The following is a 23574-nucleotide window of genomic DNA, read 5'->3' on the forward strand; positions in this document are numbered from 1 at the left end:
CAACGAAAGCAGAGGCAGGCCTGATGAAGGACCGGCGAAGCGGAATCAAGCATCCCGGATCTCCTCGACACCGTGGACGCAGCGTTGGGCTCTCAAGGGCTAGACTGCCTCGGCGAGAGGAGGACTGGGGACCTGGCTAAGTTTCGCCGCATCGACTTGGCCAATACGCTGAACCGTCTACGAACCCTCCGTGTAGACTAAGACTTCTTGGGCGAGCGAACGCCCGATAGAGCCCATTTCGGGAGGCATCATGCGCCCTCGTATCGTCCAACTCGTTCCGTTCTGCGTCATCGCCACCATGCTCACGCTTCCGGCGCCCGCAGCGGCCCAGGCCGGCATGGATCTCCAGCCTGTCGCATCCGTTGAGGGCATCGCGGAGTATCAACTCGACAACGGCCTGCGCTTCCTGCTATTCCCGGATCCCAGCCAGCCTCAGATCACGGTCAACATTACCTATCTGGTGGGGTCACGGCACGAGGGTTACGGCGAGACCGGAATGGCTCACTTGCTGGAACATCTACTCTTCCAAGGCACGCCAAATCACCCTGAAATCACTCAGGAGTTGAGTGAGCGTGGTGCGCAGCCGAACGGGACGACGAGTGTCGACCGGACGAATTACTTCGAAGTATTTCCTGCGTCCGAGGACAACCTCGACTGGGCACTCGATCTCGAGTCCGACCGGATGGTGAACTCGTTCGTGTCACAGAGCGATCTCACGTCAGAAATGACCGTCGTCCGAAATGAGATGGAGTCCGGTGAGAATAACCCGGTCGGAATTCTATTCGAGCGCATACTCTCGACGAGCTACCTGTGGCACAACTACTCGCACTCGACGATCGGAGCCCGAGCGGACATAGAGAATGTGCCGATCGAGCGGCTTCAGGCCTTCTACCGGAAGTACTACCAGCCGGACAACGCGCTTCTCGTAGTCGCGGGCGACTTCGATCCTGCGCTCGCGCTCGACCTCGTCGTAGAGAAGTTCGGAGCCATCCCGGCGCCAGACCGCGATATCGACAACGTCCTGTGGCCGACCTACACAAGGGAACCGATCCAGGACGGGGAGCGGTCCGTAACTCTCGAGCGCGTCGGTGAGGTGCCCGCAGCCCTCTCCGTATACCACATCCCGCCTGGCGCCCACGAAGACTACGCGCCGACTGACATCCTGACATTCGTTCTCGGTGATGCTCCATCCGGGCGTCTATACCAGGCGATGGTCGAGACAGGCCTGGCGACACAAGCTGGAACACAGTCTCTCCAGAGAGCGGAGGCTGGATCCATGCTCACGTTCTCCATGCTCTCGGCCGGCGCGGATGTCGACGCCGCCCTGCGCACGATGAACGAGACGGTAGAGGGTGTACTGACGTCGCCGGTGACAGGTGATGAGGTCGAACGTGCGAAGGCCTCCCGGATGAATGACATCAACCGCGCCTTCACGTCATCAGCCGGAATCGCGCTGCAACTTTCCGAGTGGGCCGCGCGTGGAGACTGGCGCCTCTTCTTCCTCCACCGGGACCGCATCGAGGCCGTGACCGCCGACGACGTAAACCGTGTGGCGCAAGCCTACATCAAGCCGTCAAACCGGACGGTCGGTCGCTTCATCCCCACTGCCACTCCTGATCGCGCAGAAATTCCCGACGTCCCGGACGTCGCGGCGATGGTCGCGGGTTATACCGGCCGCGAGGCGGTGGCGCCGGGCGAGCCGTTCGATCCCTCTCCGGCGAATATCGACTCGCGAACGGTTACCTACGAACTACCCAACGGAATGGAGGTCGCTCTCCTGCAGAAAGAGACCCGTGGAGATGTGGCGATGATTCGGATGCGGCTCCATTTCGGAGATGCGGAATCCCTTATGGGCCGAGGCACGGCCGGTGGAATGGCGGGTGCGATGCTGATGCGAGGCACTGTGGCGCGGACGCGTCAGGAGATTCAGGATGAGCTGGATCGCTTGCAGGCGACCGGCGGGGTCGGTGGCACCTCGACGATCGCGAATGCTCAGTTCCAGACCGTGCGCGCCAACGTCACCGACGTGATCCGACTCATGGCAGAGCTAGCTCGTCGGCCGTCCTTCCCAACCTCGGAATTCGACATCATTCGCGAGCAACGGATCGCTGGCCTGGAAGAATCAGGGACCGATCCACAGGTCCTAGCACAGCTGGAACTAGCGCGAATCATGGACCCGCGCCCAACTGGCCACCCGAGCTACACCGAAACAATCGAAGAGGCGGTGGCAGCTCTTCAAGCGACAACCCTCGAGGAAGCTCAGGCCTTTTATCATGATTTCTGGGGGCCACAAAACGGGAAGATCGTACTGGTAGGCGATTTCGACGAAGCCGAGGCACGCCAGGTGATCGATGAGGCGTTCTCCGACTGGGAAAGCCCGCACGCCTTCGAGCGCATAGCGACTCCGTTCGTCGATCCCGATGCTCAGAACATCGAGATAGAGACACCCAACAAGGCCAACGCAATGCTATGGGCGCGCCAGAATTTCGAACTTCGAGAGAGTGATCCCGACTATGGTGCGCTGCTCATGGCTGGAGAAATGATCGGCGGAGGAGTCCTCAACTCTCGGCTCGCGAATCGTATTCGTAACCAGGACGGGCTCAGCTATGGTGTCCAGGCCATGATCTCAGGACACCCCGTCGACGCGGCTGGGCAGTTCATCGCAGTCGCGATCTTCGCGCCGGAAAACGTCGACAAGGTCGAGACCGCGCTAATCGAAGAACTCGAGAAGGTCCTGGCGGACGGATTTACCCAAGAGGAGTTCGACGCCGCGCGACAAGGATGGCTTGAAGGGCGCCAGTTGAGTCGATCACAGGACGGCAATCTGGCCGGAGCACTCGCTCAGAACCTCTACTTCGACCGAACGTTTCAATTCGACCAAGAACTCGAAGATCGGGTGCGCACGATTACTCTGAATGAGGTAAACCAGGCCATCCGTGATCGCCTGGACCTCGAAAAAATGACGATCGTTAAAGGCGGGGACTTCGCGAACAAGCGGGTCACCATCGGGTGAGCAAAGGCCACGAGAGTGCCGACGAGATCCTCGCGGCCGCGCCTGACTCGATCGGTACGATCCCGTCATCACTGACCGGTCTCGCCCACGCGGCACCCACCGGGGACGCGCCCTTTCTCGTGGAGGGGTTACGGGCGCACGCCAACGGGCATCAAAAACGCCCGGCCTCGGACATCTCGATAGACGGAAGGGCCGTGGTCCGCCTCGACAGTGGGCTAGCTACAGCCGTGAACCTGCTCCTCTTCCCCGGCGTCGCCCGGAGGGAGTTCATCGGCAGCAGAGGCCTTGAACAGGAGACGCTACTCGTCGCCCCGACCCTGCCACTGGTAGTGGCGCAGTGGGACAGCGATGCGGACGGGGGGCCGATCCAAGTGACAGTGCTCACCGACCCGATGGGAGGGAATCCGACTCCCGACTGTGTCCAGGATGGCCGCATCATCGTGGCCTCGCTCGACCCAATGCGTCCGGACCCACTGGACCCCACATGGATCGTTGTCTCAGTGGCTCCACGCCCACGAAGAATTATTCAGGGTGACAAGAGCTGGACGTTCCTCATCGATCCACAACCTGGCGAGGCCGTGAGTGTGGCCGTATCTGCCGGGACCTCGGGCGAGGTCCGCACCGCCCTCACCGCTGCAGCCCATGCCCCGGGGCATGCGATACGCGCCGCTCGCGGACCCGAGGAAGGTTTGTACCTCGAGACAGGTGTTGAAGAGATCGACGACGGTATCGCCTGGGCTAGGGCGCGACTAAGACAGATACGCCCCGCCAATGACGTATCAGGAGCGGCCGTCGGGCTCGCTTCCGCTGCGGTTGGCGATCGAAGTACACTCGATCGGCTCCGCGACGACATCGCAGAATCGAGTCCCTGGGCAGTCCTTCTAGCAGCCCAGACCGCCACTTCCTTCGGCGATGCGTCTCCCGCCAGTGCTGCCGCAGATCTCATCCTGCGTGAAATAGAGCGGGGTGCTGTGCCTGATTCGACTCCGATCATGAAGCTATCCATTGGACGGCTCGCAGATGCTCTTCGCTACGCGGCCACGGACTCGACAATCGCAACCCTCCGATCCCTCTCAGCGACCAAGAGATCCGCTGCCCCGCCGGCACCGCAAGCCGAGGGCACATCTGTTGGCGGCCGGACCCTGCCAATGGCGGGACCGCGCCCGCCACTCGTGGAGGCGAGTGTGGAGGCGAGGGAAGCCGGCTGGCTCGGGAGCCTGCTCGACGGCACCCCCCTGAGTACGGGCGTCGCGTCCGTTGCTTCGGGGTCAGATCGGATCCGCCGGATCGCCGAGGAGTTCGTTACAAATCCCGACGAAGCCTGGGTCGCGTGGCGACGCATCCTCACGGAAGGTCTGACATCGGGTCCCGCCGGCCCATGTAGCTGGAGCAATTTGCCCTCTGACCTCCGAGGCCCCGGAGCGGACGAAACCACCGAGCTCATTCTGGCGCTGACGCAGGGGCTTCTCGGACTCACGCCCGACGCACCGGTCGGGCGTCTTCGCCTGGCTCCACGCTTCCCAAATCACGTAACGCGATTCACTGTCGGAGGCATCGTCCTGGGCGACTCCGTCGTGCGACTGGAGTACGTGCGCAATGGGACGCGCCTGCGGTACACCCTGATACCGGAACGTGCCTCCGTCCCCCCTCTGATCATCCTGGAGCCCACGCTGCCAACCGGCATCACAGCCGCCCGCGTCGATGGTGAGCCTGCCGACCTCGTTCAGACTCCCGTCGCCGGGCTCGTCATGGTCTCTGTGCAGCTCCCGCTCGATGCATCGCGGACGCTCGAAATCGACCTGGCTTCCGCCGAAGACGCCTGAGCGGCGCGTACGCACGCGCCGAAAGCTGGCCTGGGGAGTATGTCCGCCCTTCCCTGCGGCGTCAGTCCTCTCCGACGACGATGTAACCCTTCTCGATCAGCAAGTCCTGCATCCGACCTTGCCGCTCGGGTAGAATGGTCTTCGCGATCGCGCGCGCGAACTCAATACGATGAGGCTCGGTCACCTTGTCGAGAATGGCAATCGGTGCGCCGTAGCGAAGCAAAATTCGCTTGGCGTCGATGGCGACGGAATCATCCACGGGGTCGTCACTCACAATTCAGGGAGTATCGAAAGCCGCCAAGGATAACCGGAGTACGGGTCGTGATTCTAGTGGAGGCCGTTAGTAGAACCTCCGTGGTGTCCGAAATCAGTGCAGCACTCCGGGAGGATCATCGCCCTCTCCCGACGATTCAGGACCCAGATTCGGCATCACCAAAGGCCCGTTAAGGTGGAACCGCGGGACCTCGACGCGGAACTGCTCGCCGTTCTGTCGAACGAAGGTGTAGTGACCCTCCATATACCCAACCGGAGACCGCAGCACGCAGTAGCTCTGGTACTCGTGAGACTCGCCAGGCTCAAGCATCGGCTGCTCGCCCACGACACCCTCGCCGTCGACCATGGAGTCATCCCCGACCGAATCGTGGATCTTCCAGTGGCGGAAGAGCAACTGAGCAGGCGCATCGCTCTCGTTCGCCATGTTAATGCGATACGAGAACACGAAGCTCCCACCTAGCGGATGGGAGTCCGCAAGGGAGAAGTCAGGCTGCACCTGAACCCGGATGCCTTCTGTGGCTTTCTCGTAGTTCATGACAAGTCGAGACAGGGTGGATTTGACGACATTTTACACCGCCACGATCTGAAAGTCCCGTGGGGGGCACTCCCGCGCTAGCCCTGCCCCGATCAACTACCGTCGATGACGACCGTGTGCGTGTTTCCAGCAGAGAAGACAAACGCCTCCTCACCGACCTTCGCGCTTAACAGATACGTGTCGCCTTGCGCCATGCAGTCGCAATTCACCCCAAGTGGGTCGTTCGCCCTAGCGAGCGTCTCGGGGGGCTCCCCTCACAAACTGCAAAAGCGGCCACCCGTGTGATCGTAATGAAGACCATGTCCTGCGTTCCCTGCACATGCTCCGCAGTCGTCCGGGGATCAATGTTCGGCTTCGCGATCAGGAAGTCCGGCTGTGCGATCAAGAAGCACAGGGTGAACACGCCAAGGTTGGCCATAAGCAGAAACGTCGACTTCGGAAGGCCCTTGCTAGTGGTATTTTTTTCTCGTCTGGTCTCGCTCAGCGGTGTGGCCGAACACATCTGCAACAACATCAACCGCCTCCTGACCGAGGGTGACTTCCTTTGCGTGGCAAAATTTTGACTGACTCTGGTCACTCGCAACTCGGATCTCACTCCACCGACGCCCGTGACTGAAAGACCGTCATTCACAACAGGGCCGGTCGCTCGACGCAACAGAGGCCCCGCGGTAGTTTTGCATATGACCTCACGCGCACTTTCTCGATCGGTCGAGGACTACCTGAAGGCCATCTATGGCCTGTCAGGCAGCAGCGAATCGGTGTCGACATCGGCCATCGCCGACGCACTGGATATTCAGCCCGCATCAGTCACCGGTATGGTCAAGCGAATGGCTGAGTGGGGGCTACTGGAGCATCTACCCTACAAGGGTGTGGTGCTCACTGAACCGGGCACACGTGAGGCACTGCGAGTCCTTCGACGACACCGGATTCTCGAGACCTATTTGTGTGAACGGCTCGGCTTTTCATGGGCCGATGTACACGACGAGGCAGAGCGCCTCGAGCATGCCGCCTCTGATCACCTCATAGAGCAGATGGCGACTGCGCTCGGCTCACCGAGTCACGATCCGCACGGCTCGCCCATACCCACGCCCGCCGGCGACATCGAAAACACTGTGCTCTCGACCCTCGCTGACGCGAGACCAGGAGCACGGCTCGTGATTCGCTCCGTCCGAGACGAAGACGGCGAAGCGCTACGCTCGATGGCCGAAGAAGGGCTGGTCCCAGGTGCGCACGTCACGGTCGCCAAAGGCACGCCGCTGACCGGCTCGGTCGAGTTCGCGGTCGGAAACGGCAGCGCCGGAAAAGGCTCAGTCTCGAGCGAAGTTGCTCGCCATGTCTACGTCTTGCCCGATCCGCGGTAGTCGATCGAATCGCGCTGGCAGGTCAGGGCTGAGGCACGTGTCCACAGTCATAGAATTCCGTCATCGCATCGTCGGTGATGAGCGTCTGGATGGAGTGCCCGTACGTCGACCCGAAGACACCAGTACCATCCCCTCGAACGCTCGGGACCCGGACCTGGCCCGACGGGTTGAAACTTCCCCCGCGGGCCCAGTTGAAGAAGTTTCGGTCAACAGCGCGGATCGTGATCTGACTCGTAGCCTTGTTCGGGAGACCTCGTTGTAGCCGCGCGGCGAGACCTGCCTGCAGGTCGAAACGATTGAAGATTCCAAATTCGGACGGATAGACGATGGTGGTATCCGAATCTGAAATGGAAAGACCAAGCAGGTACAGCGGATCGTCGTTCATTGCGATCCCTTCGGTAGCAAGCAGCTCCGGAAGACCCCGAATGGCAGTCTCGTTCAGGTAGGCCCATGCTCGCTCGGACCGCGTCCACTCGAGTCGCAACTTGGTGTCAGGCGGAATCCGGCATATCCCCTCGACACCTCGGACCGTAAAGGCGCCTGGAATCTGCGTGACCCCCTCGAGAACGCCACCATCCACGAGCTGAATCGTGAGCTCGAGAATATCCCCCGGAAGGAGCTGCTGGACCTCATCCTCATCCGCCTCGAAGCATGCTCCGGGGGCCGCCTCAGGAGAGGTCTCCACGCATTCGTCGATGTCGTCGTTGGTCAGAGCGAAGACCACTCCGTCGGTCCGCCGGATGGTGACCACAGCATCATCGAGGTCATCTATACCCTGATCCACCTGCCCAACAGTACGGTGAAGGAAAGCTCGGATCTCGTTGTTCGTGGAGTCCGGCATCAGGTTCACGTAGACCTCTGCGATCACCACGTCTTCCACTTCGACGAGGGTCACTTCCTCAAGCTCGCAGCCTCCCGCAGCGACAGCGGCAAGAAACCCGAGTATCCACCTGGAGCGCATCATCGGAAAGAAATCTCCAGGCCGATCGTGGGAAGTACGGGGAACATCGAAATCCCCGAGCGAGTTGGCGGATCGAGGTTGTACTCGTAGAAGTAGAACAGGACGTTCCGCTGGTTATAGGCGTTCACCAGGTTCACGTAGGGCGTCATGGATCCCCAGGATTTCGCAAACGTCCTTCGAAAACTCGCGTCTAGCCGGTGGTAGTTCGGGTAGCGAACTCCATTTCGATCTCCCAACACCACCCCGTAGCCGCCTTGGCCCTCGAGGTCGTCCTCGGAGCCGGTCCAGTCGAGCCCCCCGCCCGCCACGTAGCGCGACGTGTAGTAGGAGTACGACCCGAGAGCTCGGGTGTATGGGATCCCACTACCGAAGTTCCAGCGTAGCCCTCCCTCCCAGCCGAATGGGGCGGGGTAGCGGAGCACGAAGTCGACATCGACGCGCCTGTCGAAGATCGGCGCGAAAGTGATCTCCGGAGCCGGCGTGATCGGAGAGAGCGGGTCAGGAAAGGTCCGCTCAGCCTCCAGATAGGAGACGGCCACCCAGCCGGTCACATCGCCGGTTTCCTTGCGCAGCATGAAGTCCGCACCCCATGACGTGCCGCGACCACTCAGGATGTCATCGAGTTCGTCGTTCGGATTGTCAGCCCAATTCAGCGACACAACGCCATCGAATTTCCGATAATAGCTCTCGACAGACCAGAACCAGTCGATGTCGTGATAGCCTTCCACTCCGAACTGGATCTGATCGGAGACGGTGTGGGGAGCTCGCTCACCGGCGATGACCCAGATGTCGAGGCCAAGTGGAAGTTCCTCGTCACGCAGCGAGTGGATGAACTGCGTGTATCGACCCGCCGCGAGCTTGAAGGCGATGTCACCGTTCTTCACGAATCGCTTCACTGCGAGGCGTGGGGACACCTCGAGGATCGCCTCGCCTGAGCTGGGCTGAAATCCGTCGGCCCGGGCCCCGATCTCGAGCAACCACGCTCTGGGCTTCGTCCACCGTGCCTGCGCGTAAGCGCCATAGAGAGAACCGGTCCCAAGAGCGCCGCCGAACTTCGTCCCTCCTGTAATGAAGCTATTCTCATAGGAGAGTCGCTCGGCAGCGCCTCCAACCTGCACCGCCCAATGGGGCGTAGGTCGGGTGTCGAGATCGACGCGGACCTGGGCCTGCTGGATCTGGCTGCGGAAGTCCGTGTCACCGAAGTCAGGGAAGACGAGGCCGGTCTTAAAACGACTGAAGTTCGTTCGCACATCGAGGGAGCCTCCACCTCTGCGAGGTCGAGTCCATCCGAACCCGATCGCGTCGTTCCCCCAGTCCCAGTCGATCCGGAGCGGGAAGCCAGAGTCGACGCTGGCAAGATCAAAGACGTCACGGCCGGTATAACCAGTGAACGTCAGGCGATCCCCTCTCTTGGTCCAACCTTCGACGAACGTCTGTACGTCAGTCAGGTTGTACGGGAAGTCGAAGGCCGGCTTGAAGAGAATGTCGAAGTACGATCGACGAGCCGACACCTTGTAGCGGATGCTCTCCTGACCCAGGGCATTAGCGACGCCCTCCGACACCTTGCCACCCACCGCGACTCGAGTGGAAAGCAGTGACACAGCGGCATCGACGCCGAACTCTCCCCGTCCCGCATCACTCTCGATATCAAGGACCGAAGAGACACGGCCCCCGTGCTCAGCGGGGAAGCCCCCGGACTGCAACTCGACGCGGTCGATCATGTCCGCGTTGAAAACGGAGAAAAGACCGCCCAGATGAAACGGCGAGAACATCGGGATGCCGTCCAGCAGGATCAGATTCTGATCCTGAGAGCCTCCGCGGACGTGGAACGATGCCGAGTAATCAGACGTCGACACCACACCGGGCAAGACCTCGATGGCTCGGACCGGGTCTGGCTCCGCCACCCCTGGGATCAGCCGGACCTGATCAAGATTCAGTTCCCGAACCGTCGCGCCGCCGATCTCCTCGAAGCGCGCGCGCTCCCGGCTCCGTTCTGCCTCGACCGACAGGCCTTCGAGCTGGAGGGCGCGCTGCTCTACCTGAAGATCGAGCTCGATTGTGGCGCTGAGCCCGACGTCGATGGTCTCCTCATACTCGGCATAGGCGAGACCTTGAACTCGCACCTGGTAGGAGCCCGGGCGCACCTCAGAAATCCGAAAAGAGCCGAGACGATCCGTACCCGCCGCATAGCGACGAATCTCGCCCTGATAGAGGGAGACCGTGGCACCATATACGCCGGCGCCATCCTGATCATGAACCCCACCCTGGACAGTTCCGAGCTGACCCTGAATGGACATGGGCGACAAAAGCGCTAGAGCGAGCGGAAACAAAACGCTGACAGCGGGGCTCAATCGCCTTGAGGATAACACCGACAGGTGACAGACGATGAAGACGTTTCTCACGCTAGCACACCAGAAAGGCTGGACGATAGGACTGATGGTAGACGATGATGAGACCTACTACGACAACGGAGTGTTAAAGTCGACGGGTGTGACCCCGCCATCGAACGCGAAACCCCTTCACCACCGCAATTCGTCTGTTTTTTAGATAAATTCCCGTCCAACCAGCCACTCCTGCCACAGATTCGTGCGCGCCTTCTACTGCGACCACTTCGTACTCCCGCTCCCGCAGGAACACCGCTTCCCTATGGAGAAGTATCGCCTACTTCGCGGGCGAGTCGAGGGATTCCAAAATCTCACACTTTCCGTTCCGGACGCTGCCACCGACAAGGCTTTGTGCCGGGTCCATACACAGGACTATGTGAAACGCGTCTCGACCGGAGCCCTCACCCGCGATGAAATCCGGCGTATCGGTTTCCCATGGTCGTCCGAGTTGGTCGAGCGCTCACGGCGCTCTGTGGGTGGGACGATCGCTGCCGCACGAGTTGCACACGTCGAGGGGGCCGCGGCCAACCTGGCCGGTGGCACCCACCACGCTTACCCCGATCGGGGGGAGGGGTTTTGCGTGTTCAACGACGTAGCGGTCGCGATCCGTGAGATGCAGGCCCACCATGCCGTGACGCGGTGCGCCGTTCTCGACCTCGACGTACATCAGGGCAACGGAAATGCAGCGATCTTCGCAAACGATCCGGACGTGTTCACACTCTCCGTGCACGGCGAGAGCAACTATCCGTTCAAGAAGGAAGAGAGCGACTTCGACGTCGCTCTCCAAGACGGCGCGGGCGACGACATGTTTCTAGAGGCGGTCCGAACCGGTGTGGCCCGGGCCCTCTCACCTGCGCCCGACCTCGTATTCTACGTCGCGGGTGCCGACCCTTTCCGGGGAGACAAGTTAGGGCGTCTTGACGTTTCGAAGGCCGCCCTTGGGGAGCGTGACTCGCTCGTGATTGACGCATGCGTTTCGGCGAACCTTCCGCTGGTAGTCGTTATGGCAGGAGGCTACGCAGAAGAAGTCGCGGACACCGTCGATATTCACGCAGCGACCGTAAGGGCAGCAATAGAAGCGACGTATCGTCCGACCTCGACCGGGGTTCACGCAGGATGAGTGATACCGACGCCCTCGCACGACTGGCCGCATGGCCGCGTGTCTCTCTGGCTCACCTCCCAACGAGACTCCTCCCGGTGCCTCGGCTCGCCGAACGAATCGGTTGTCGAAAGCTGTACGTGAAGATGGATGCCGAGTCGGGTTTCGCCCTCGGGGGAAACAAAGTTCGAAAGCTCGAATTCGAGCTCATTCCGGAGCGACTGGAAGGGATCACTCATCTCATTACGGCAGGGGGAGCGCAGTCGAATCACTGTCGCTTGACCGCGGCGTTCGCGGCTCGGGCCGGACTGAAGTGCGTGCTCGTTACCGTCGGACCGGAACCAGAGTCCCCGACAGGAAACGCCTTGCTCCATCGATTGTTCGGAGCAGAGATCCTGACCGTTCCAGAGCGGGAGGATCGTACCCCCGCCATGGACGTGTTGGCGCGTCGGATCGCAGCTGAGGGCGGGCGCGCCCTCATCATCCCCATTGGCGCGTCCACGGGTCTCGGGAGCCTCGGGTACGCGAGTGCCGCGCTTGAGCTTCTGGAGCAACTCGACGCACTCGATGACGGAGCCGACAGCACGCTCCTCTTCGGATCGACGTCTTCGTGCGGAACGTTCGCTGGTCTGCTTCTAGGGCTGACCTTGGCCGGCCGCGCTGATGTCCAGCTCATCGGGGTGAGCGCAGACGCACCTGCTTCGGAGATCACTTCTGCGACGCTCAAACTCGCAGTAGATGGTGCACGACTTCTCGGCACATCACTCGGACTTACTCCCGCGCCACTGCATTCCATGGACAGTCAGATCGGCGCCGGATACGGTATCCCGACCTCGGCATCGATCGAGGCGACTGACATGTTCGGGCGGCTCGCGGGCATCGTCTTGGATCCTACGTACACCTCGAAAGCGGCCGCAGGAATGATCGAGTGGCTGGAACGAAAGGGAGTCGAAAAGGGGCGGAGAGTGGTTTTCCTGCACACCGGCGGCGCGCCGGGGCTATTGAGCTAATCGAACCGTCCGTCCGGCGAAGGAGGAGTCGGGCGGCGCGTCATGACCAAGAGACGGTCCTACCGGCAGAGGGGCATCGAGGAGCCACCACACAGTCTTTGTCCCACACGATCATCGCGAGGCGCTTGTCAGCCTGCGTGCGTATCGTCGCCCATGCGAGCAGAACGCGATCGAGCTCGAGGCACAGGTCCCAGTGGAGGTTCCGGGCCGCAGGCTTATGAACGACGACGATTCTCCCAGGCGCCCAGACCCGCCCTCCGGAAGGCTCCGGCGTGCGCGACGCCTCTCGCCTTTCACAACAGGTAGCGAGGAGGACGTTGCGAATGTAGGTGCGACACCGGGTCCTTCTGCGAAATGGGTGCCCTCTGAATCGTTACTTTGTGAGCTGCCCTCCACATCACAAATCACCTTAGTGAGACGTCTCCACGATGCATACCCTCGGCCCCGCCGCCTCGCCTCACACACTGAGGAGAAAGACGTACAACGTGATCTTCGGTCAGGAGCCGGGTTGGGGCCGCAGGTTCGATGCGATCCTGATCGTGATGATCGTACTCAGCGTCAGCGCGGTGATGCTTGACTCTGTAGAAAGCCTTCGAGTCAGCTATGGCGCAGAGCTTCACGCCATCGAATGGGCTTTCACGGTGCTCTTCACCCTCGAGTACCTAGTCCGTATCTGGTGCGTTCGTAGGGTTCGGACATACACGCTCTCTTTCTTCGGGATAATTGACCTGCTCTCGATCCTCCCTACGTACTTGAGCGCCCTGCTTCCGGGCGGCCAGTTCCTCGCGGTCATTCGAATCCTGCGCGTGATGCGGGTCTTCAGGGTCTTCAAGCTCGTACGATTTCTGGGCGAGGCGAGCGTCTTGTCGACCGCGCTTCGAAACAGTCGCTACAAGATCGCGGTCTTCCTCATCACAGTCGTTTGTGTCGTGATTGTGGTTGGATCCCTCATGTACCTCATCGAGGGTGCCGATGCCGGCTTCACCAGTATTCCTCGGGGCGTGTACTGGGCGGTCGTGACGCTCACGACCGTGGGATACGGAGATATCACCCCGCTCACACCCGTGGGACAGTCTCTCGCGGCCTTCGTGATGATTCTCGGTTACGGCATCATCGCTGTCCCCACTGGCATCGTCACCGCGGAGCTGGCTCAACTCCCAGGCGGCGGGAGCTACCCCGCTTCGTCCTGCCCCGGCTGCGAGTATATCGAAAGTGATCCAGAGGCTCGCTTTTGTCGCTTCTGTGCTGCGCGGCTCTCTAGCAACGCTTGATCGCTTCGGTGTGTGACGGGGTTAACCCCGTCGCTACCTAGCCGAGATGCACCCCTATAAGGTCCGTGACCCCGAACGCCTCGAGCGTCATCCAGATGCGGAAGCCGACGTAGAGGACCATCATCACATGGGCCTCTCGCATCGACAGCGCCATGTCGCGAAGCACGAACACCAGCATCGCAATCGTGCCAAGACAAGGAATGCCGTCACCGGCACGATCTGCGTGAAATTGACGACGATCGCCCCGGTAAGCATGACCCCGAGCAGCACAGCGACAAGTAGATCAAAGACGTTGCTACCGATCATGTTCGAGACACTCGACTCGGTGCGCCCCATCACGGATGCTCGCCCGCATATCTGGACTCTGTTCGCCTCGACCGCGATGTGGCGGTCGCGGTACCGCTGGCGCCTAACCGGGCACCGCGCTCATGATAAGGGCCGTGCACAAGTCGGTCTCGACAATCACCGTCGAGGCCCCACCCTAGGAGCCAGGCATCATGGTCAACGCAGTCGTTCTCATCGAAGCAGAGTCCGACAAAGTCACTCAACTGGCGGAGGACCTGGTTGAAATCAACGGGGTGCCGGAGGTCTTCTCCGTCGCCGGACGGTACGATCTCGTAGCTATACTTCGCGTGCCGGAAAATCAGGACGTCGCCGACGTGGTCAGCAACAAGATCCGCCAGCTGAAGGGAGTAAAAAAGACCGAAACTCTCATCGCGTTTCGTGTCTATTCGAAGGAGGACATCGAGGGAGCGTTCGGTTGAGTCTCGGACCGACTCGGCGAGCAGCAGACCTCCCGCTTCGCTATAACGCAGTTGAGATTCTTGAGCGGAATCTGGAGAAACGCTCCCATCACACTGCCCTTCTCTCCGATGGGCGGGAAATGACGTTCGGCGAGGTCTCTGCGGAAGTGAATCAGGCAGGCCATGCCCTGAAAAGCATTGGGGTGCGTGAGGGAGACGCGGTAGGATTCCTCTCTCTCGACACGGCTGAGTGGGCCATCTCGTTCTTCGGATGCCTCAAGGTCGGAGCCGTCACGGTCGCCATGAACACGCTGCTCACTCCGAAAGAGCTCGCGTACATCCTCATCGATGCCGGAGCCCGAGTCCTGCTCGTGCATACTGCGTTGATGGACGTAGCGAAGGAAGCGCTTGAACTGACCAACCACGTCGGGCACGTGGTGGTCATTGGCGGCGATGGTGACTTGCCCGAGGGTTGGGCACACTACGTCGACTGGATCGCCGGACGGCCGACAGAACTCACCGCAGCAGATACGCACCGCGCTGACTTCAGTACGCTCAACTACTCCAGTGGTACGACGGGTGCACCGAAAGGGATCTACCACGCGCACCAGGACTGTCCGCTCACGGCTCAGCTGTGGGGCGAAGACGTCCTCGGCATGACATCGGAAGACCGCACCTTTTCGGTCGCGAAGCTCTTCTTCACGTTCGGCCTCGGTGGAAATCTGCTCTTCCCTTGGTCGGTGGGCGCCTCGGTCGTCCTGTATGCAGGAAGTCCGAGAAAGGCGACTGATGTCCTCGGAATGATCGACCGGTTCAAGCCAACCATCCTGCTCAATGCGCCGACCGGGTACGCATCAATGCTTGCCATCGATGGCTTCACCGACCATTGGAACATTACGTCACTTCGGGCAGGCGTATCGGCTGGGGAGTCGCTCCCGGCACCGGTCTGGCAAGGAATAAAGGACGCGACCGGGCTTAAGCTCATCGACGGGATCGGCTCCACGGAGATGTTTCACATCTTCGTCTCAAATCGCCCCGGTGACATTCGACCCGGAAGCAGCGGGAAACCCGTGCCGGGCTATGAATGCCGAATCGTCGACACCGATGGTGCACCAGTACCCGGCGGAGAGGTCGGGAATCTCCACGTAAAGGGTGAGACCGCGGCACTGTTCTATCTGCACGAGCCCGAGCGCTCACGCACGACATTTCTCGGAGAGTGGGTCAACACTGGTGACAAGTATCGCGTCGACGAGGACGGCTATTACTGGCACGCGGGTCGGTCCGACGACATGCTCAAAGTCGGGGGTATCTGGGTCTCACCGGTCGAGGTCGAGAGTACACTGATCGAGCATGGCGCGGTGCTCGAATGTGCGGTCGTGGGAGTGGCCGACGCGGTGGACCTAATCAAACCGAAAGCCTATGTCGTTCTGACTAAAGGGCACCTCGCGGGAGATGCACTCACCGAGGACCTGGTAAGTCACTGCGTCGAGCGCATGGCCGCATACAAGCGGCCACGGTGGATCGAGTACGTCGATGAGCTGCCGAAGACCGCGACCGGAAAGATCCAGCGGTACCGTTTACGCTGAAGCTTCCTACGCCTCAGTCCTGAGAGCCCTCACCCGTTCGGCAGGTCCCATCAATCCCAATTCCTTCCGGATCTGCCCGATCGCGCCCATGTGATATCCCTCGTGCCAAGCGAAGAAGACGACCTGGTCTCTAAGGACCTGCTCCTCGTGCCGGCCGTCCTCCAGCTGGCCTCCCAGTTGCTCCTCCGTAAGGTCGTCGAGCGCGGACATGAATTCTGCGCCCACGGCGTTCCATGCGACACGGAAATCGTCCAGTGATGGATACCCTGACCCATCGGTCGCGGGGACATTTCCAAAGCGCGCCTCCCACGGATTCGACCATTCCACACCGAACCGATTCAGCATGAAGACCCGGTAGTTCAGGAGGTGTCCGATCGACCACGCGATCGACGGCCCGCCATCCCCACGGGGACGGGCATATGCCTGCTGATCCGTGAGATCATCGAGAACCATCGGAAACATGAACTCCGTCATCCCAAACAGGCCCGACAGGGCCTTCGCACTACCTGACATCACAGCCTCACAACTCGTATCCCGGATCCGACCGAACTGCTGAACAATCTACTTTGTGTCCCCCATCATCTTCGTAAAGAAGGGGCTCACAAAGAGGGCGACGATCCCCACGCTTCCGATGATCATGGCAACGGTACGGAAGAGGTCCATCGGGAGCATGGTATCGAGTTGACCTGCCACCAGGCCGGCGAACAAGTTCCCGAGTGCCGCTCCGACGAACCAGATCCCCATCATCTGCCCGACACGACTCTTCGGCGAAAGCTTGGTGATCGCAGAGAGGCCAATCGGGGAGATGCACAGTTCTCCAACGGTGTGCAGGAAGTATGTAACGACCAGCCACGACGGTGAGACCAGGCTCTCGGGCGAAGCGTTCGCCGCACCCCAGGCGAGCACGAAGAAGCCGGCGGACAGACCCAACAACCCGAGCCCCGCCTTAACGGGAATCGATGGGTTTTTCTGACGAGAGTCGAGCCAGACCCACAACATGCCGAACACCGGCGCGAGCAGGATGATGAAGCCCGCATTGATGGACTGAAGCGTTGAAGCGGGGATCTCCAACCCGAAAACCGACCGATCCGTGAGGTCGCGCGCAAACAGGTTCAGCGACGTACCTGCCTGCTCGAAGCCAGACCAGAACACTGCAATCATGAGGAAGAGCCAGAAAATCACACCGATCTTCTTGTTCTCTTCCGGAGAGTGGCCACCCATGGTGAAGACGTAGACGAAGTACGCCACCACCATCGCGAGCACGCCCTTGCCCAGCATCTCGGCGATTTCGGTCACCGACATCGCGATCGCGCCACTGTTCACCATGAAGGCGAACAGCGCGATGGCCGCAACAACACCGCCAAACGTGCCAAAGAACTTCCGTGACATCGCGGCGACTTCTTCGGGAGTTTTGTCGGTATCGAGCAGGCCAGCATCTCCGAGGTGCTTTTGACCGAAGTGGAACTGAATCAGTCCGAGCACCATGCCGACGCCCGCCGCACCGAAGCCCCAGTGCCAGTGGTAACCCTCGCCGAGAAACCCGGTGATGAGCGGGCCGAAAAAGGCACCCAGGTTGATGCCCATGTAGAAAACAGAGAATCCAGCGTCCCTCCGGGCACCACCCTCTGGATATAGGTCAGCAACCACCGTCGATACGTTCGGCTTCAGGAGGCCTGTACCGCAGATGATCAGAGCCAGTCCGCCAAAGAACGTCGGCGTACCCGGAACCGCCATCGTGAAGTGACCCGCAGCGATAATCCAGCCGCCCACCCAGATCGCCTTTCTTTGACCCCACAGGTTATCTGCGATCCAACCGCCCGGCAGCGCCGTGATGTACACGAGTGCGGTATACATCCCGTAGATCGCACCCGCAGTAGCGACATCGAATCCGAGCCCAGGGTTCGTCTCGATCGTAGCGGTCGTCATGAAGAGTGTGAGGAGCGCCCGCATACCGTAGTAGGAGAAGCGCTCCCACATCTCGGTAAAGAAGAGCGTGGACAGGCCCCAAGGGTGACCAAAGAAAGTCTTGCCGTCCTGTCCTGGTCCGGCCGCTGCCGCCGCTGAATTAGTCACGATGTTCTCAGCACTCCGCTACGATGATGCACGCCACTTCCTTGCGTACGCAACACTCGTAATCGGGAATCGGTGACGGTAACGCAAGTATTTTCAGGTGTTTCGCAGAACACATTTCGCCCGACAAGCGTCCAGGAACCTTACGTGGCTACCCGTGAACGCGAAGCTCGGTGGGCCTGCGGAACTCATATCCGGCGAGAGGAGGCACCCCCGCATCTTCGAACGTGAGGGCCGGCGCCCGCTGAGCCAGCCCATCGAGGACAGCCGCGACTTCGATCCGGGCCAAGAGCGCACCGAGGCACAGATGGCGTCCAGTCCCGAACGACAGATGGTCTCCGGCGTTGGTCCGCTCCGGGTCGAAGTCGTCCGGGTCGCTGAAGTGCGACGGGTCACGGTTCGCACCGCCGATCATACACTGCACGACGTCACCCTTGGAGATGCTCACGCCCTCCAGCTCCATATCACACCTGGTGTGGCGCGTGATCGACTGCACCGCTGGCTGCCATCGAAGTGACTCCTCGATCACGCCAGAGAGACGCGCCCGATCTTCATCCAGCCACTGCCACAGCTCATTGGCCAGAACGCTCCAGACGGTGTTGCCGATCATTGAAGCGGTCGTTTCGATACCTCCGAAGAGCATGATGAGCGCATTGGAGATGATCTCCTCGTCTTCCAGCCGATCCTCTCCTCGCGTCGCGAGGTGAGCGAGCAGGCCTCGGTCTTCGATCGAGGCCGAACGAATCTGCGGCACGACCGCCTCGGCGAATGCCTCGGCGGCAGCCTTACCACGCATGCGTGCGTCCGGGTCGCCGGAAAAGTTTGCCAACGCCACTGCGAAATCGGCGAACCATTCCGTGATTCGGTCGGCGAGCTCGAGCGGCAAGCCGAGTACATAGAGCGCGCTATCCACAGCGAGAGGAGTCGCTACATCAGCCATAATCTCCCATTCCGTAGGGCCCGTCCAAGTGTGTCGACCTGACGCATCGAGCAACGCGACTGCTCGCTTCTCAACCCATGGCGCCATTTCGCGAGCGAGCACATCTGCCCGAAACGCATGGAGGCAGCTGCGCTTGTACCGCAGCGCCTCGTCACCGTCCGTGGTCATCATGTGCCGTCCGAAGATGTCTCGAATCGTCGACCGGTCCGCGTCGGTCGTAAATCGCTCACCATCTCGGAGGATTGCGACCTGGTCGGCCCTGCGAGTGACGAACCACATCTGTGTCTCGGGCACCCATGTCACGGGTTCACTCTCGCGCAGTCGAGCGAGGACCCGGTACGGATCCGCATCGAGTGCGTCGAGCGTCACCGCGGCGCCAAGCGGAAATCGCACGGCTCGTTCATCGATATGCGATGTGGTCACGCGGCCCACCATCCTGTGAATGGCACGATTCGAACCACCCCATCGTAGGGGAGCAGAAAGATGGTGGACACCACCGCATGTCCACGCTTCCTTTGCCAGACGTATAGTCAACCCCAGGGGCGAAAATGGAAGAAGTCACCGACGCTGCGCTGTTTTTGCTTGCCAACCCGCTGTACCTGATTCCGGCACTGCTGTTGGCAGGTGTCATGGTCTACGCCATCCTGAAGAAGCTCATCAAGATGGCCGCGATCATTGCGATCGCAGGCGGGCTGTATGTGGTGATGGTGGAGTACTTCGGAGCCGGCTTCTAGAACGGCAGAACGCGCGTCAGATTGAAGCCCAAGCGCAGTTCGTCCCAGGTGAACGCATGCCGTGAGCCCGCGAGGAACTGGGTCGGCTGCATTCGATCCTGGTTCGTCACCACGATCTTGAAGAAGTGACCTCGCGTCTCAAGTTCGATCCCAAACGTCCCGCTGTCATGGGGCGTGTCCGCGATCTCTTCACTGAAGATCCATTCTCCCAGCAGACTCATCGCAGCAGTCAGATACCACTGACCATGCAACCCGACGGCGACCGCCGAAAACGTCTCCAGGTCCCGCAGTCGAGGGTTATGTATCCAGGCCGGAGCCACACCGATCGCAACGCGTTCATCGAGTGTGAGAACGTCCGCAATGAGCTGTACGTAGCCCTGGAATTCGTTATCGGTCGCTCCATCGACAGGCACCACGTCCATGTTCCATGCGGCCCCGCCCATCGCCGCGATCGCGAGTCGTGAGGTGCCTATCGCGCCTTCATGGAATCGCCCCTTCGCATTGAACTCGAGGTTGTCGTCGAGGTTCGACCGGATGACACTGAGCAACAAGCCATCCGCAGGGGCGAACGAGAGGCCGAGTCGATTGTAGACCGGACCATCCAGCCCCCAGAGGGCACCGACCCCTTCCGAGATCCGCGGGGAGAATCGGTGCGAGATTTCAAATAGCCAGTTACCGCCGCGTAGCGTCTCGGTCGTCGGGAGGTTCGCCGACTGCGTCGAGTGAAAAACGCGCTGGCCCGCGAGGGAGGGCGGTGCGATGAGCGCCAGGCACAGCATGATCATGGTCACCCGCGGTGTAGCTGCCGTCCCAGATTCTTTCCAATGGTGCTGCATCATCAATTGTTCGGTGCGCCGTTCGATATCCAGTTCCGCAGGTTGGTCAGATCAATGTTGTCGAGCGCCCCGGAGCCTAGCGGCATGCGCTGCCCAATCGTCTGCCGCCCTTCAACCTTGATGATGATGTAGCTGTTGGCGGGGTCACCGGGGTCTACCTGCAGGAAATCTTCGGACGATGCCTGAACACCCAAGATGGCGGCGTAATTCCCCGAGGCACCCGTCCCGAGCGTCATACCACTCGCGCCGTTCCCGTGACAAGATCCACTGGAGCAACCACGGCGCTGGAAAATTTCGTTGATGTTGGTGACGAACGATGGCGCGGCCAGGATTTCTCGCTGCGAACTCACCGGACTCTCATCACCAGGATCCGTAACAAGATCAGTGGGGCTGTCACTGCATCCTGTCAGGCCAAAAACGAGGGCGCATCCAAGAAACACCGGACGATGAAGGTTCATGTTTTGTGCTCGATGCTCCATGCCGCGGCGACGCGTACAGTTTCACTTTGAGGTGTGCGGGCGTGCCCCAGCTATCGTACTATGTATAAGTCTTGTGAAAAGATAAGTTATACAAAGATAATATTTGTATATGATTTGTACAGGTGATGTCTATCGTGTGGATCCGTGCATACGAATGAGAAACTCAGCTATTCGGTCACAAGATCCAAAGTACGTAGACCACCGCAATGGCGATCTGGACGAGTGCAAATGGTGCGGCCTTCTTCACGAATCCCATGAATGAAAGGCGTAACCCCTGTCGGTGGATGATCGTGACTGCAACCAGGGTCGAGGCGGATCCGATCGGAGTCAGGTTGCCACCAAGGTTGGCGCCGAAGATGACGGCCCACCACAGCGGATCCGTCGGAGGTCGGACCAGACCGTCAGCCATCGGAATCCCAGCAATGATCTTCGACAACATCGCCGCCAGCGGGATGTTATCCGTCACCGCGCTGAAAGCGGACGTGGCCACCATCACAGTGCCGGTCCCGAGCATCGGGCCCAGAGCGATCATCCGCTCGAGTCCAATGCCGATCAGGGCCAGAACCTGAGCATGCTCCATCACGTTGATTACGACAAAGAGAGCCCCGAAGAAGCCCAGTAGATCCCAGTCGACCGTTCGATAGAACTGGTCGACGTCATGCTTGTACCGCACGAGCATGATCAGCGCGAAGCCTATCGCCACGAACCCCATGCCGAGATCGGATACATACGGAAGGACCGATGTCGTTGCGATTGCCACAATGAACAGGATCAGCATCGCTGCCGCGAACCAGAAGAATCCCGGACTCTCGATGCCGTCATTCTCATCGAACCCCGACACCAGTTCGACCGCCGCAGCCCGGGCTTCTGCATCAGGCAGCCCGCGGATGTCGAACAGCCTCATCCCCATCACGATCGTGATCACCGTTGCGACGAGGACGAAGGGGCTCGATCTCATGAAGAACGACACGAAACTGATATCCGCCGCGGTGCCCACGATAATGTTCGGCACGGAGCTGATCAGCGTGAGCAGCCCCCCGATGTTCGTGAGCAGTCCCTCGGTCAGGAGAAACCCGAGGAGCATCTCACGCCGTCCGAGTCGATCGAGTGAGACTGCGGTGAGAGAACCCACGATGATCATCGCGGTCACGTTGTTCAGGACCGCGCTGAAAACCACCGTCATCACGCCATAGGCCCACAGGAGCCGCACCGGGTCACCGCTCGACGCCTTCGTCAATCGGATCGCGATCCATGTGAACAGCCCCGACCGTGATGTCACGTCGACGAACAGAGACGCGCCAAGAATGATCGTGATCACGCCCCAGTCGACCGCCGGTATATAGACAGGCATCGCGATGTCGTGCCCGCCGATCGAATAGGGCCCGAACGGCATTGGCAGAAGGATCGCTCCGAGCAGGAGCGAGACCATCGCGAAGAGGCCAACGATCAGAGACTTCTTCGCGTGCAGTTTCTCCTCGAGAGCCAAAGACATGATCATCGCGGCGAGAATTGCCGCGAAGAGCATCGTCGTCCCAAAAGGCACGTGAGGCACTATGTGCTCGAGGGCTTGTGCCCCACCTCCCTGCGCAATCCGCATCACAGGAGCAGCAGAGGGATCGACCGAACCTCAACGGCGAGCGGATAGGCCAGTCCATGCATCGCGAGTTGATCGTCGTCCTTGGTGTTCATAACGAGCAGATCGGCATCGCGCTCGTCGACGATTCGGCGGTACTCTGACAAGTGGTGCCCCTGTGTCACGATCTCTTCGACATTAAGCGGAAGGCCCGCCTTCGCGAGAGCCCTCACACAGCTCCCCATGTAATCCTTGGCATCGCGCAGCAACCGGCCCTCGATCTGCTCCCGCACGTCGTCGGTGGAGATGCTTGGGATCTTGCCGACGACCTCCATGAATCGCTCGAAAGCGAGTACGTCTTCGACGTTCGCCAGCACAAGTCGACCATCATCAGCGGTGAAGCGCGCAGCCCAGTTCACGAGCGCATCATCACCCACCATATGGTCCGTCATCCCCACAACCATATCGGTGTCAGTAATCGCCCGCTCAGACGGGCGTTTGGGGTGAGGGAGAACGAGCACCGGCGTGGAGGTCGCCTGCGTGAGGACGTCGACGTACTCACCCAGCGTGTAGGGCCACTGCCACGAATCACTGTGGAGATGCCGGAAGGTGCAGATCAGGCCCGGACGATCCCGCTCGATGAGTTCGAGCAGCTCCGGCACAGTGCTGAACTGCCCCCCATGAACGGTATTCCATCGGATGTTCTCACCGCGTTCCAGAACCGAAAGAAAGCTCCGCACACGACCGGCAAAGTCACCCGCCTCCACCTCAGGCTGGTCCGTTACGACCAGGACCGAGCCAATTTGAACCGGGTCGTAGTGAAACGGCGTCTTCGACGCTGCGCGAAAGACTGATGCGAACTGATCGACCTTTGTCATCTGAC

General features: G+C 60.5%; 22 protein-coding genes. 9 read left to right on the forward strand and 13 right to left on the reverse strand.

The genetic code is table 11. From position 1 onward, the window contains the following. Positions 1-250 precede the first annotated feature (250 nt). Both OSA81_04370 and OSA81_04375 read left to right on the forward strand, forming a co-directional pair. Positions 251-3013 (forward strand): pitrilysin family protein, encoded by a 2763-nt coding sequence (locus tag OSA81_04370; protein ID MDE0898230.1) that lies wholly within the window; start codon positions 251-253, stop codon positions 3011-3013. Next, the gene (locus tag OSA81_04375; protein MDE0898231.1) at positions 3010-4836 is read left to right on the forward strand and encodes a hypothetical protein; all 1827 of its coding nucleotides are present in this window, start codon (positions 3010-3012) and stop codon (positions 4834-4836) included. The genes OSA81_04370 and OSA81_04375 overlap by 4 nt, the downstream gene beginning before the upstream one ends. Positions 4837-4897: 61 nt before the next feature. On the opposite strand, the gene OSA81_04380 is transcribed toward OSA81_04375, so the two are convergent. The 3 genes from OSA81_04380 to OSA81_04390 form a co-directional block, all read right to left on the reverse strand. Next, positions 4898-5110 carry a hypothetical protein gene (locus OSA81_04380; protein ID MDE0898232.1) on the reverse strand — a complete coding sequence of 71 codons (213 nt, stop codon included), beginning with the start codon at positions 5108-5110 and terminating at the stop codon, positions 4898-4900. 93 nt (positions 5111-5203) lie between these two features. Beyond that, on the reverse strand, positions 5204-5644 hold the full coding sequence (gene apaG / locus OSA81_04385; protein MDE0898233.1) for a Co2+/Mg2+ efflux protein ApaG: 441 nt from the start codon (positions 5642-5644) through the stop codon (positions 5204-5206). Between the two features lie 205 nt (positions 5645-5849). Beyond that, positions 5850-6158: a hypothetical protein gene (locus OSA81_04390; protein MDE0898234.1), complete on the reverse strand. Its 309-nt coding sequence runs from the start codon at positions 6156-6158 to the stop codon at positions 5850-5852. Positions 6159-6324: 166 nt separating this feature from the next. On the opposite strand from OSA81_04390, the gene OSA81_04395 reads away from it, so the two are divergent. Beyond that, positions 6325-7005, forward strand: coding sequence for a metal-dependent transcriptional regulator (locus OSA81_04395; protein MDE0898235.1), 681 nt, complete (start codon positions 6325-6327; stop codon positions 7003-7005). A 22-nt stretch (positions 7006-7027) separates the two neighbouring features. Here the strand turns inward: OSA81_04395 and OSA81_04400 are convergent, their stop codons facing one another. Both OSA81_04400 and OSA81_04405 read right to left on the reverse strand, forming a co-directional pair. Further along, positions 7028-7969, reverse strand: a complete 942-nt coding sequence (locus OSA81_04400) for a hypothetical protein (protein MDE0898236.1) — start codon at positions 7967-7969, stop codon at positions 7028-7030. Then, positions 7966-10263: a TonB-dependent receptor gene (locus OSA81_04405; protein MDE0898237.1), complete on the reverse strand. Its 2298-nt coding sequence runs from the start codon at positions 10261-10263 to the stop codon at positions 7966-7968. The genes OSA81_04400 and OSA81_04405 overlap by 4 nt, the downstream gene beginning before the upstream one ends. 349 nt (positions 10264-10612) lie before the next feature. On the opposite strand from OSA81_04405, the gene OSA81_04410 reads away from it, so the two are divergent. The 3 genes from OSA81_04410 (at position 10613) to OSA81_04420 (ending at position 13730) form a co-directional block, all read left to right on the forward strand. Continuing rightward, positions 10613-11470 carry a histone deacetylase gene (locus OSA81_04410; protein MDE0898238.1) on the forward strand — a complete coding sequence of 286 codons (858 nt, stop codon included), beginning with the start codon at positions 10613-10615 and terminating at the stop codon, positions 11468-11470. Then, the gene (locus OSA81_04415; protein MDE0898239.1) at positions 11467-12459 is read left to right on the forward strand and encodes a pyridoxal-phosphate dependent enzyme; all 993 of its coding nucleotides are present in this window, start codon (positions 11467-11469) and stop codon (positions 12457-12459) included. Before OSA81_04410 ends, OSA81_04415 begins: the two co-directional genes overlap by 4 nt. Positions 12460-12887: 428 nt before the next feature. Further along, positions 12888-13730 carry an ion transporter gene (locus tag OSA81_04420; GenBank protein ID MDE0898240.1) on the forward strand — a complete coding sequence of 281 codons (843 nt, stop codon included), beginning with the start codon at positions 12888-12890 and terminating at the stop codon, positions 13728-13730. A gap of 37 nt (positions 13731-13767) precedes the next feature. Here OSA81_04420 and OSA81_04425 read toward each other — a convergent pair whose 3' ends face one another. Further along, positions 13768-13908 carry a hypothetical protein gene (locus OSA81_04425; protein MDE0898241.1) on the reverse strand — a complete coding sequence of 47 codons (141 nt, stop codon included), beginning with the start codon at positions 13906-13908 and terminating at the stop codon, positions 13768-13770. Between the two features lie 319 nt (positions 13909-14227). Here OSA81_04425 and OSA81_04430 point away from each other — a divergent pair, with 319 nt between their 5' ends. After that, on the forward strand, positions 14228-14494 hold the full coding sequence (locus OSA81_04430) for an Lrp/AsnC ligand binding domain-containing protein (protein ID MDE0898242.1): 267 nt from the start codon (positions 14228-14230) through the stop codon (positions 14492-14494). Further along, positions 14491-16059, forward strand: a complete 1569-nt coding sequence (locus OSA81_04435; GenBank protein ID MDE0898243.1) for a benzoate-CoA ligase family protein — start codon at positions 14491-14493, stop codon at positions 16057-16059. The genes OSA81_04430 and OSA81_04435 overlap by 4 nt, the downstream gene beginning before the upstream one ends. 6 nt (positions 16060-16065) lie before the next feature. Here the strand turns inward: OSA81_04435 and OSA81_04440 are convergent, their stop codons facing one another. From OSA81_04440 to OSA81_04450, 3 genes are all read right to left on the reverse strand, one after another. Further along, positions 16066-16572, reverse strand: coding sequence for a DinB family protein (locus OSA81_04440; protein ID MDE0898244.1), 507 nt, complete (start codon positions 16570-16572; stop codon positions 16066-16068). Between the two features lie 48 nt (positions 16573-16620). Next, positions 16621-18132 (reverse strand): peptide MFS transporter, encoded by a 1512-nt coding sequence (locus OSA81_04445; GenBank protein ID MDE0898245.1) that lies wholly within the window; start codon positions 18130-18132, stop codon positions 16621-16623. Between the two features lie 148 nt (positions 18133-18280). Further along, positions 18281-19492 (reverse strand): cytochrome P450, encoded by a 1212-nt coding sequence (locus tag OSA81_04450; protein ID MDE0898246.1) that lies wholly within the window; start codon positions 19490-19492, stop codon positions 18281-18283. 125 nt (positions 19493-19617) lie between these two features. Between OSA81_04450 and OSA81_04455 the strand changes: the two genes are divergently transcribed. Then, the gene (locus OSA81_04455; protein MDE0898247.1) at positions 19618-19803 is read left to right on the forward strand and encodes a hypothetical protein; all 186 of its coding nucleotides are present in this window, start codon (positions 19618-19620) and stop codon (positions 19801-19803) included. Here OSA81_04455 and OSA81_04460 read toward each other — a convergent pair. The 4 genes from OSA81_04460 to OSA81_04475 form a co-directional block, all read right to left on the reverse strand. Continuing rightward, on the reverse strand, positions 19800-20642 hold the full coding sequence (locus OSA81_04460) for a DUF5777 family beta-barrel protein (protein MDE0898248.1): 843 nt from the start codon (positions 20640-20642) through the stop codon (positions 19800-19802). The two genes, OSA81_04455 and OSA81_04460, sit on opposite strands and share 4 nt — an antisense overlap. After that, the gene (locus tag OSA81_04465; protein MDE0898249.1) at positions 20642-21097 is read right to left on the reverse strand and encodes a hypothetical protein; all 456 of its coding nucleotides are present in this window, start codon (positions 21095-21097) and stop codon (positions 20642-20644) included. Before OSA81_04465 ends, OSA81_04460 begins: the two co-directional genes overlap by 1 nt. Before the next feature lie 196 nt (positions 21098-21293). Continuing rightward, a complete protein-coding gene (locus tag OSA81_04470) occupies positions 21294-22670 on the reverse strand; it encodes an SLC13 family permease (GenBank protein MDE0898250.1) in 1377 nt (458 codons plus the stop codon). 44 nt (positions 22671-22714) lie between these two features. Beyond that, positions 22715-23569 carry a hypothetical protein gene (locus OSA81_04475; GenBank protein MDE0898251.1) on the reverse strand — a complete coding sequence of 285 codons (855 nt, stop codon included), beginning with the start codon at positions 23567-23569 and terminating at the stop codon, positions 22715-22717. Positions 23570-23574: the final 5 nt, after the last annotated feature.

It is taken from the genome of Longimicrobiales bacterium (assembly GCA_028823235.1).
In the GTDB taxonomy this organism is placed as follows: domain Bacteria; phylum Gemmatimonadota; class Gemmatimonadetes; order Longimicrobiales; family Gaopeijiaceae; genus UBA2589.

Coding starts and splice junctions, on each gene's coding strand:
- OSA81_04370 (MDE0898230.1), top strand. CDS start 251: ATGCGCCCTCGTATCGTCCAACTCGTTCCGTTCTGCGTCATCGCCACC.
- apaG (MDE0898233.1), bottom strand. CDS start 5,644: ATGAACTACGAGAAAGCCACAGAAGGCATCCGGGTTCAGGTGCAGCCT.
- OSA81_04390 (MDE0898234.1), bottom strand. CDS start 6,158: ATGTTGTTGCAGATGTGTTCGGCCACACCGCTGAGCGAGACCAGACGA.
- OSA81_04395 (MDE0898235.1), top strand. CDS start 6,325: ATGACCTCACGCGCACTTTCTCGATCGGTCGAGGACTACCTGAAGGCC.
- OSA81_04400 (MDE0898236.1), bottom strand. CDS start 7,969: ATGATGCGCTCCAGGTGGATACTCGGGTTTCTTGCCGCTGTCGCTGCG.
- OSA81_04405 (MDE0898237.1), bottom strand. CDS start 10,263: ATGTCCATTCAGGGTCAGCTCGGAACTGTCCAGGGTGGGGTTCATGAT.
- OSA81_04410 (MDE0898238.1), top strand. CDS start 10,613: ATGGAGAAGTATCGCCTACTTCGCGGGCGAGTCGAGGGATTCCAAAAT.
- OSA81_04415 (MDE0898239.1), top strand. CDS start 11,467: ATGAGTGATACCGACGCCCTCGCACGACTGGCCGCATGGCCGCGTGTC.
- OSA81_04420 (MDE0898240.1), top strand. CDS start 12,888: ATGCATACCCTCGGCCCCGCCGCCTCGCCTCACACACTGAGGAGAAAG.
- OSA81_04425 (MDE0898241.1), bottom strand. CDS start 13,908: ATGCTGGTGTTCGTGCTTCGCGACATGGCGCTGTCGATGCGAGAGGCC.
- OSA81_04430 (MDE0898242.1), top strand. CDS start 14,228: ATGGTCAACGCAGTCGTTCTCATCGAAGCAGAGTCCGACAAAGTCACT.
- OSA81_04440 (MDE0898244.1), bottom strand. CDS start 16,572: ATGTCAGGTAGTGCGAAGGCCCTGTCGGGCCTGTTTGGGATGACGGAG.
- OSA81_04455 (MDE0898247.1), top strand. CDS start 19,618: ATGGAAGAAGTCACCGACGCTGCGCTGTTTTTGCTTGCCAACCCGCTG.
- OSA81_04460 (MDE0898248.1), bottom strand. CDS start 20,642: ATGATGCAGCACCATTGGAAAGAATCTGGGACGGCAGCTACACCGCGG.
- OSA81_04465 (MDE0898249.1), bottom strand. CDS start 21,097: ATGAACCTTCATCGTCCGGTGTTTCTTGGATGCGCCCTCGTTTTTGGC.
- OSA81_04475 (MDE0898251.1), bottom strand. CDS start 23,569: ATGACAAAGGTCGATCAGTTCGCATCAGTCTTTCGCGCAGCGTCGAAG.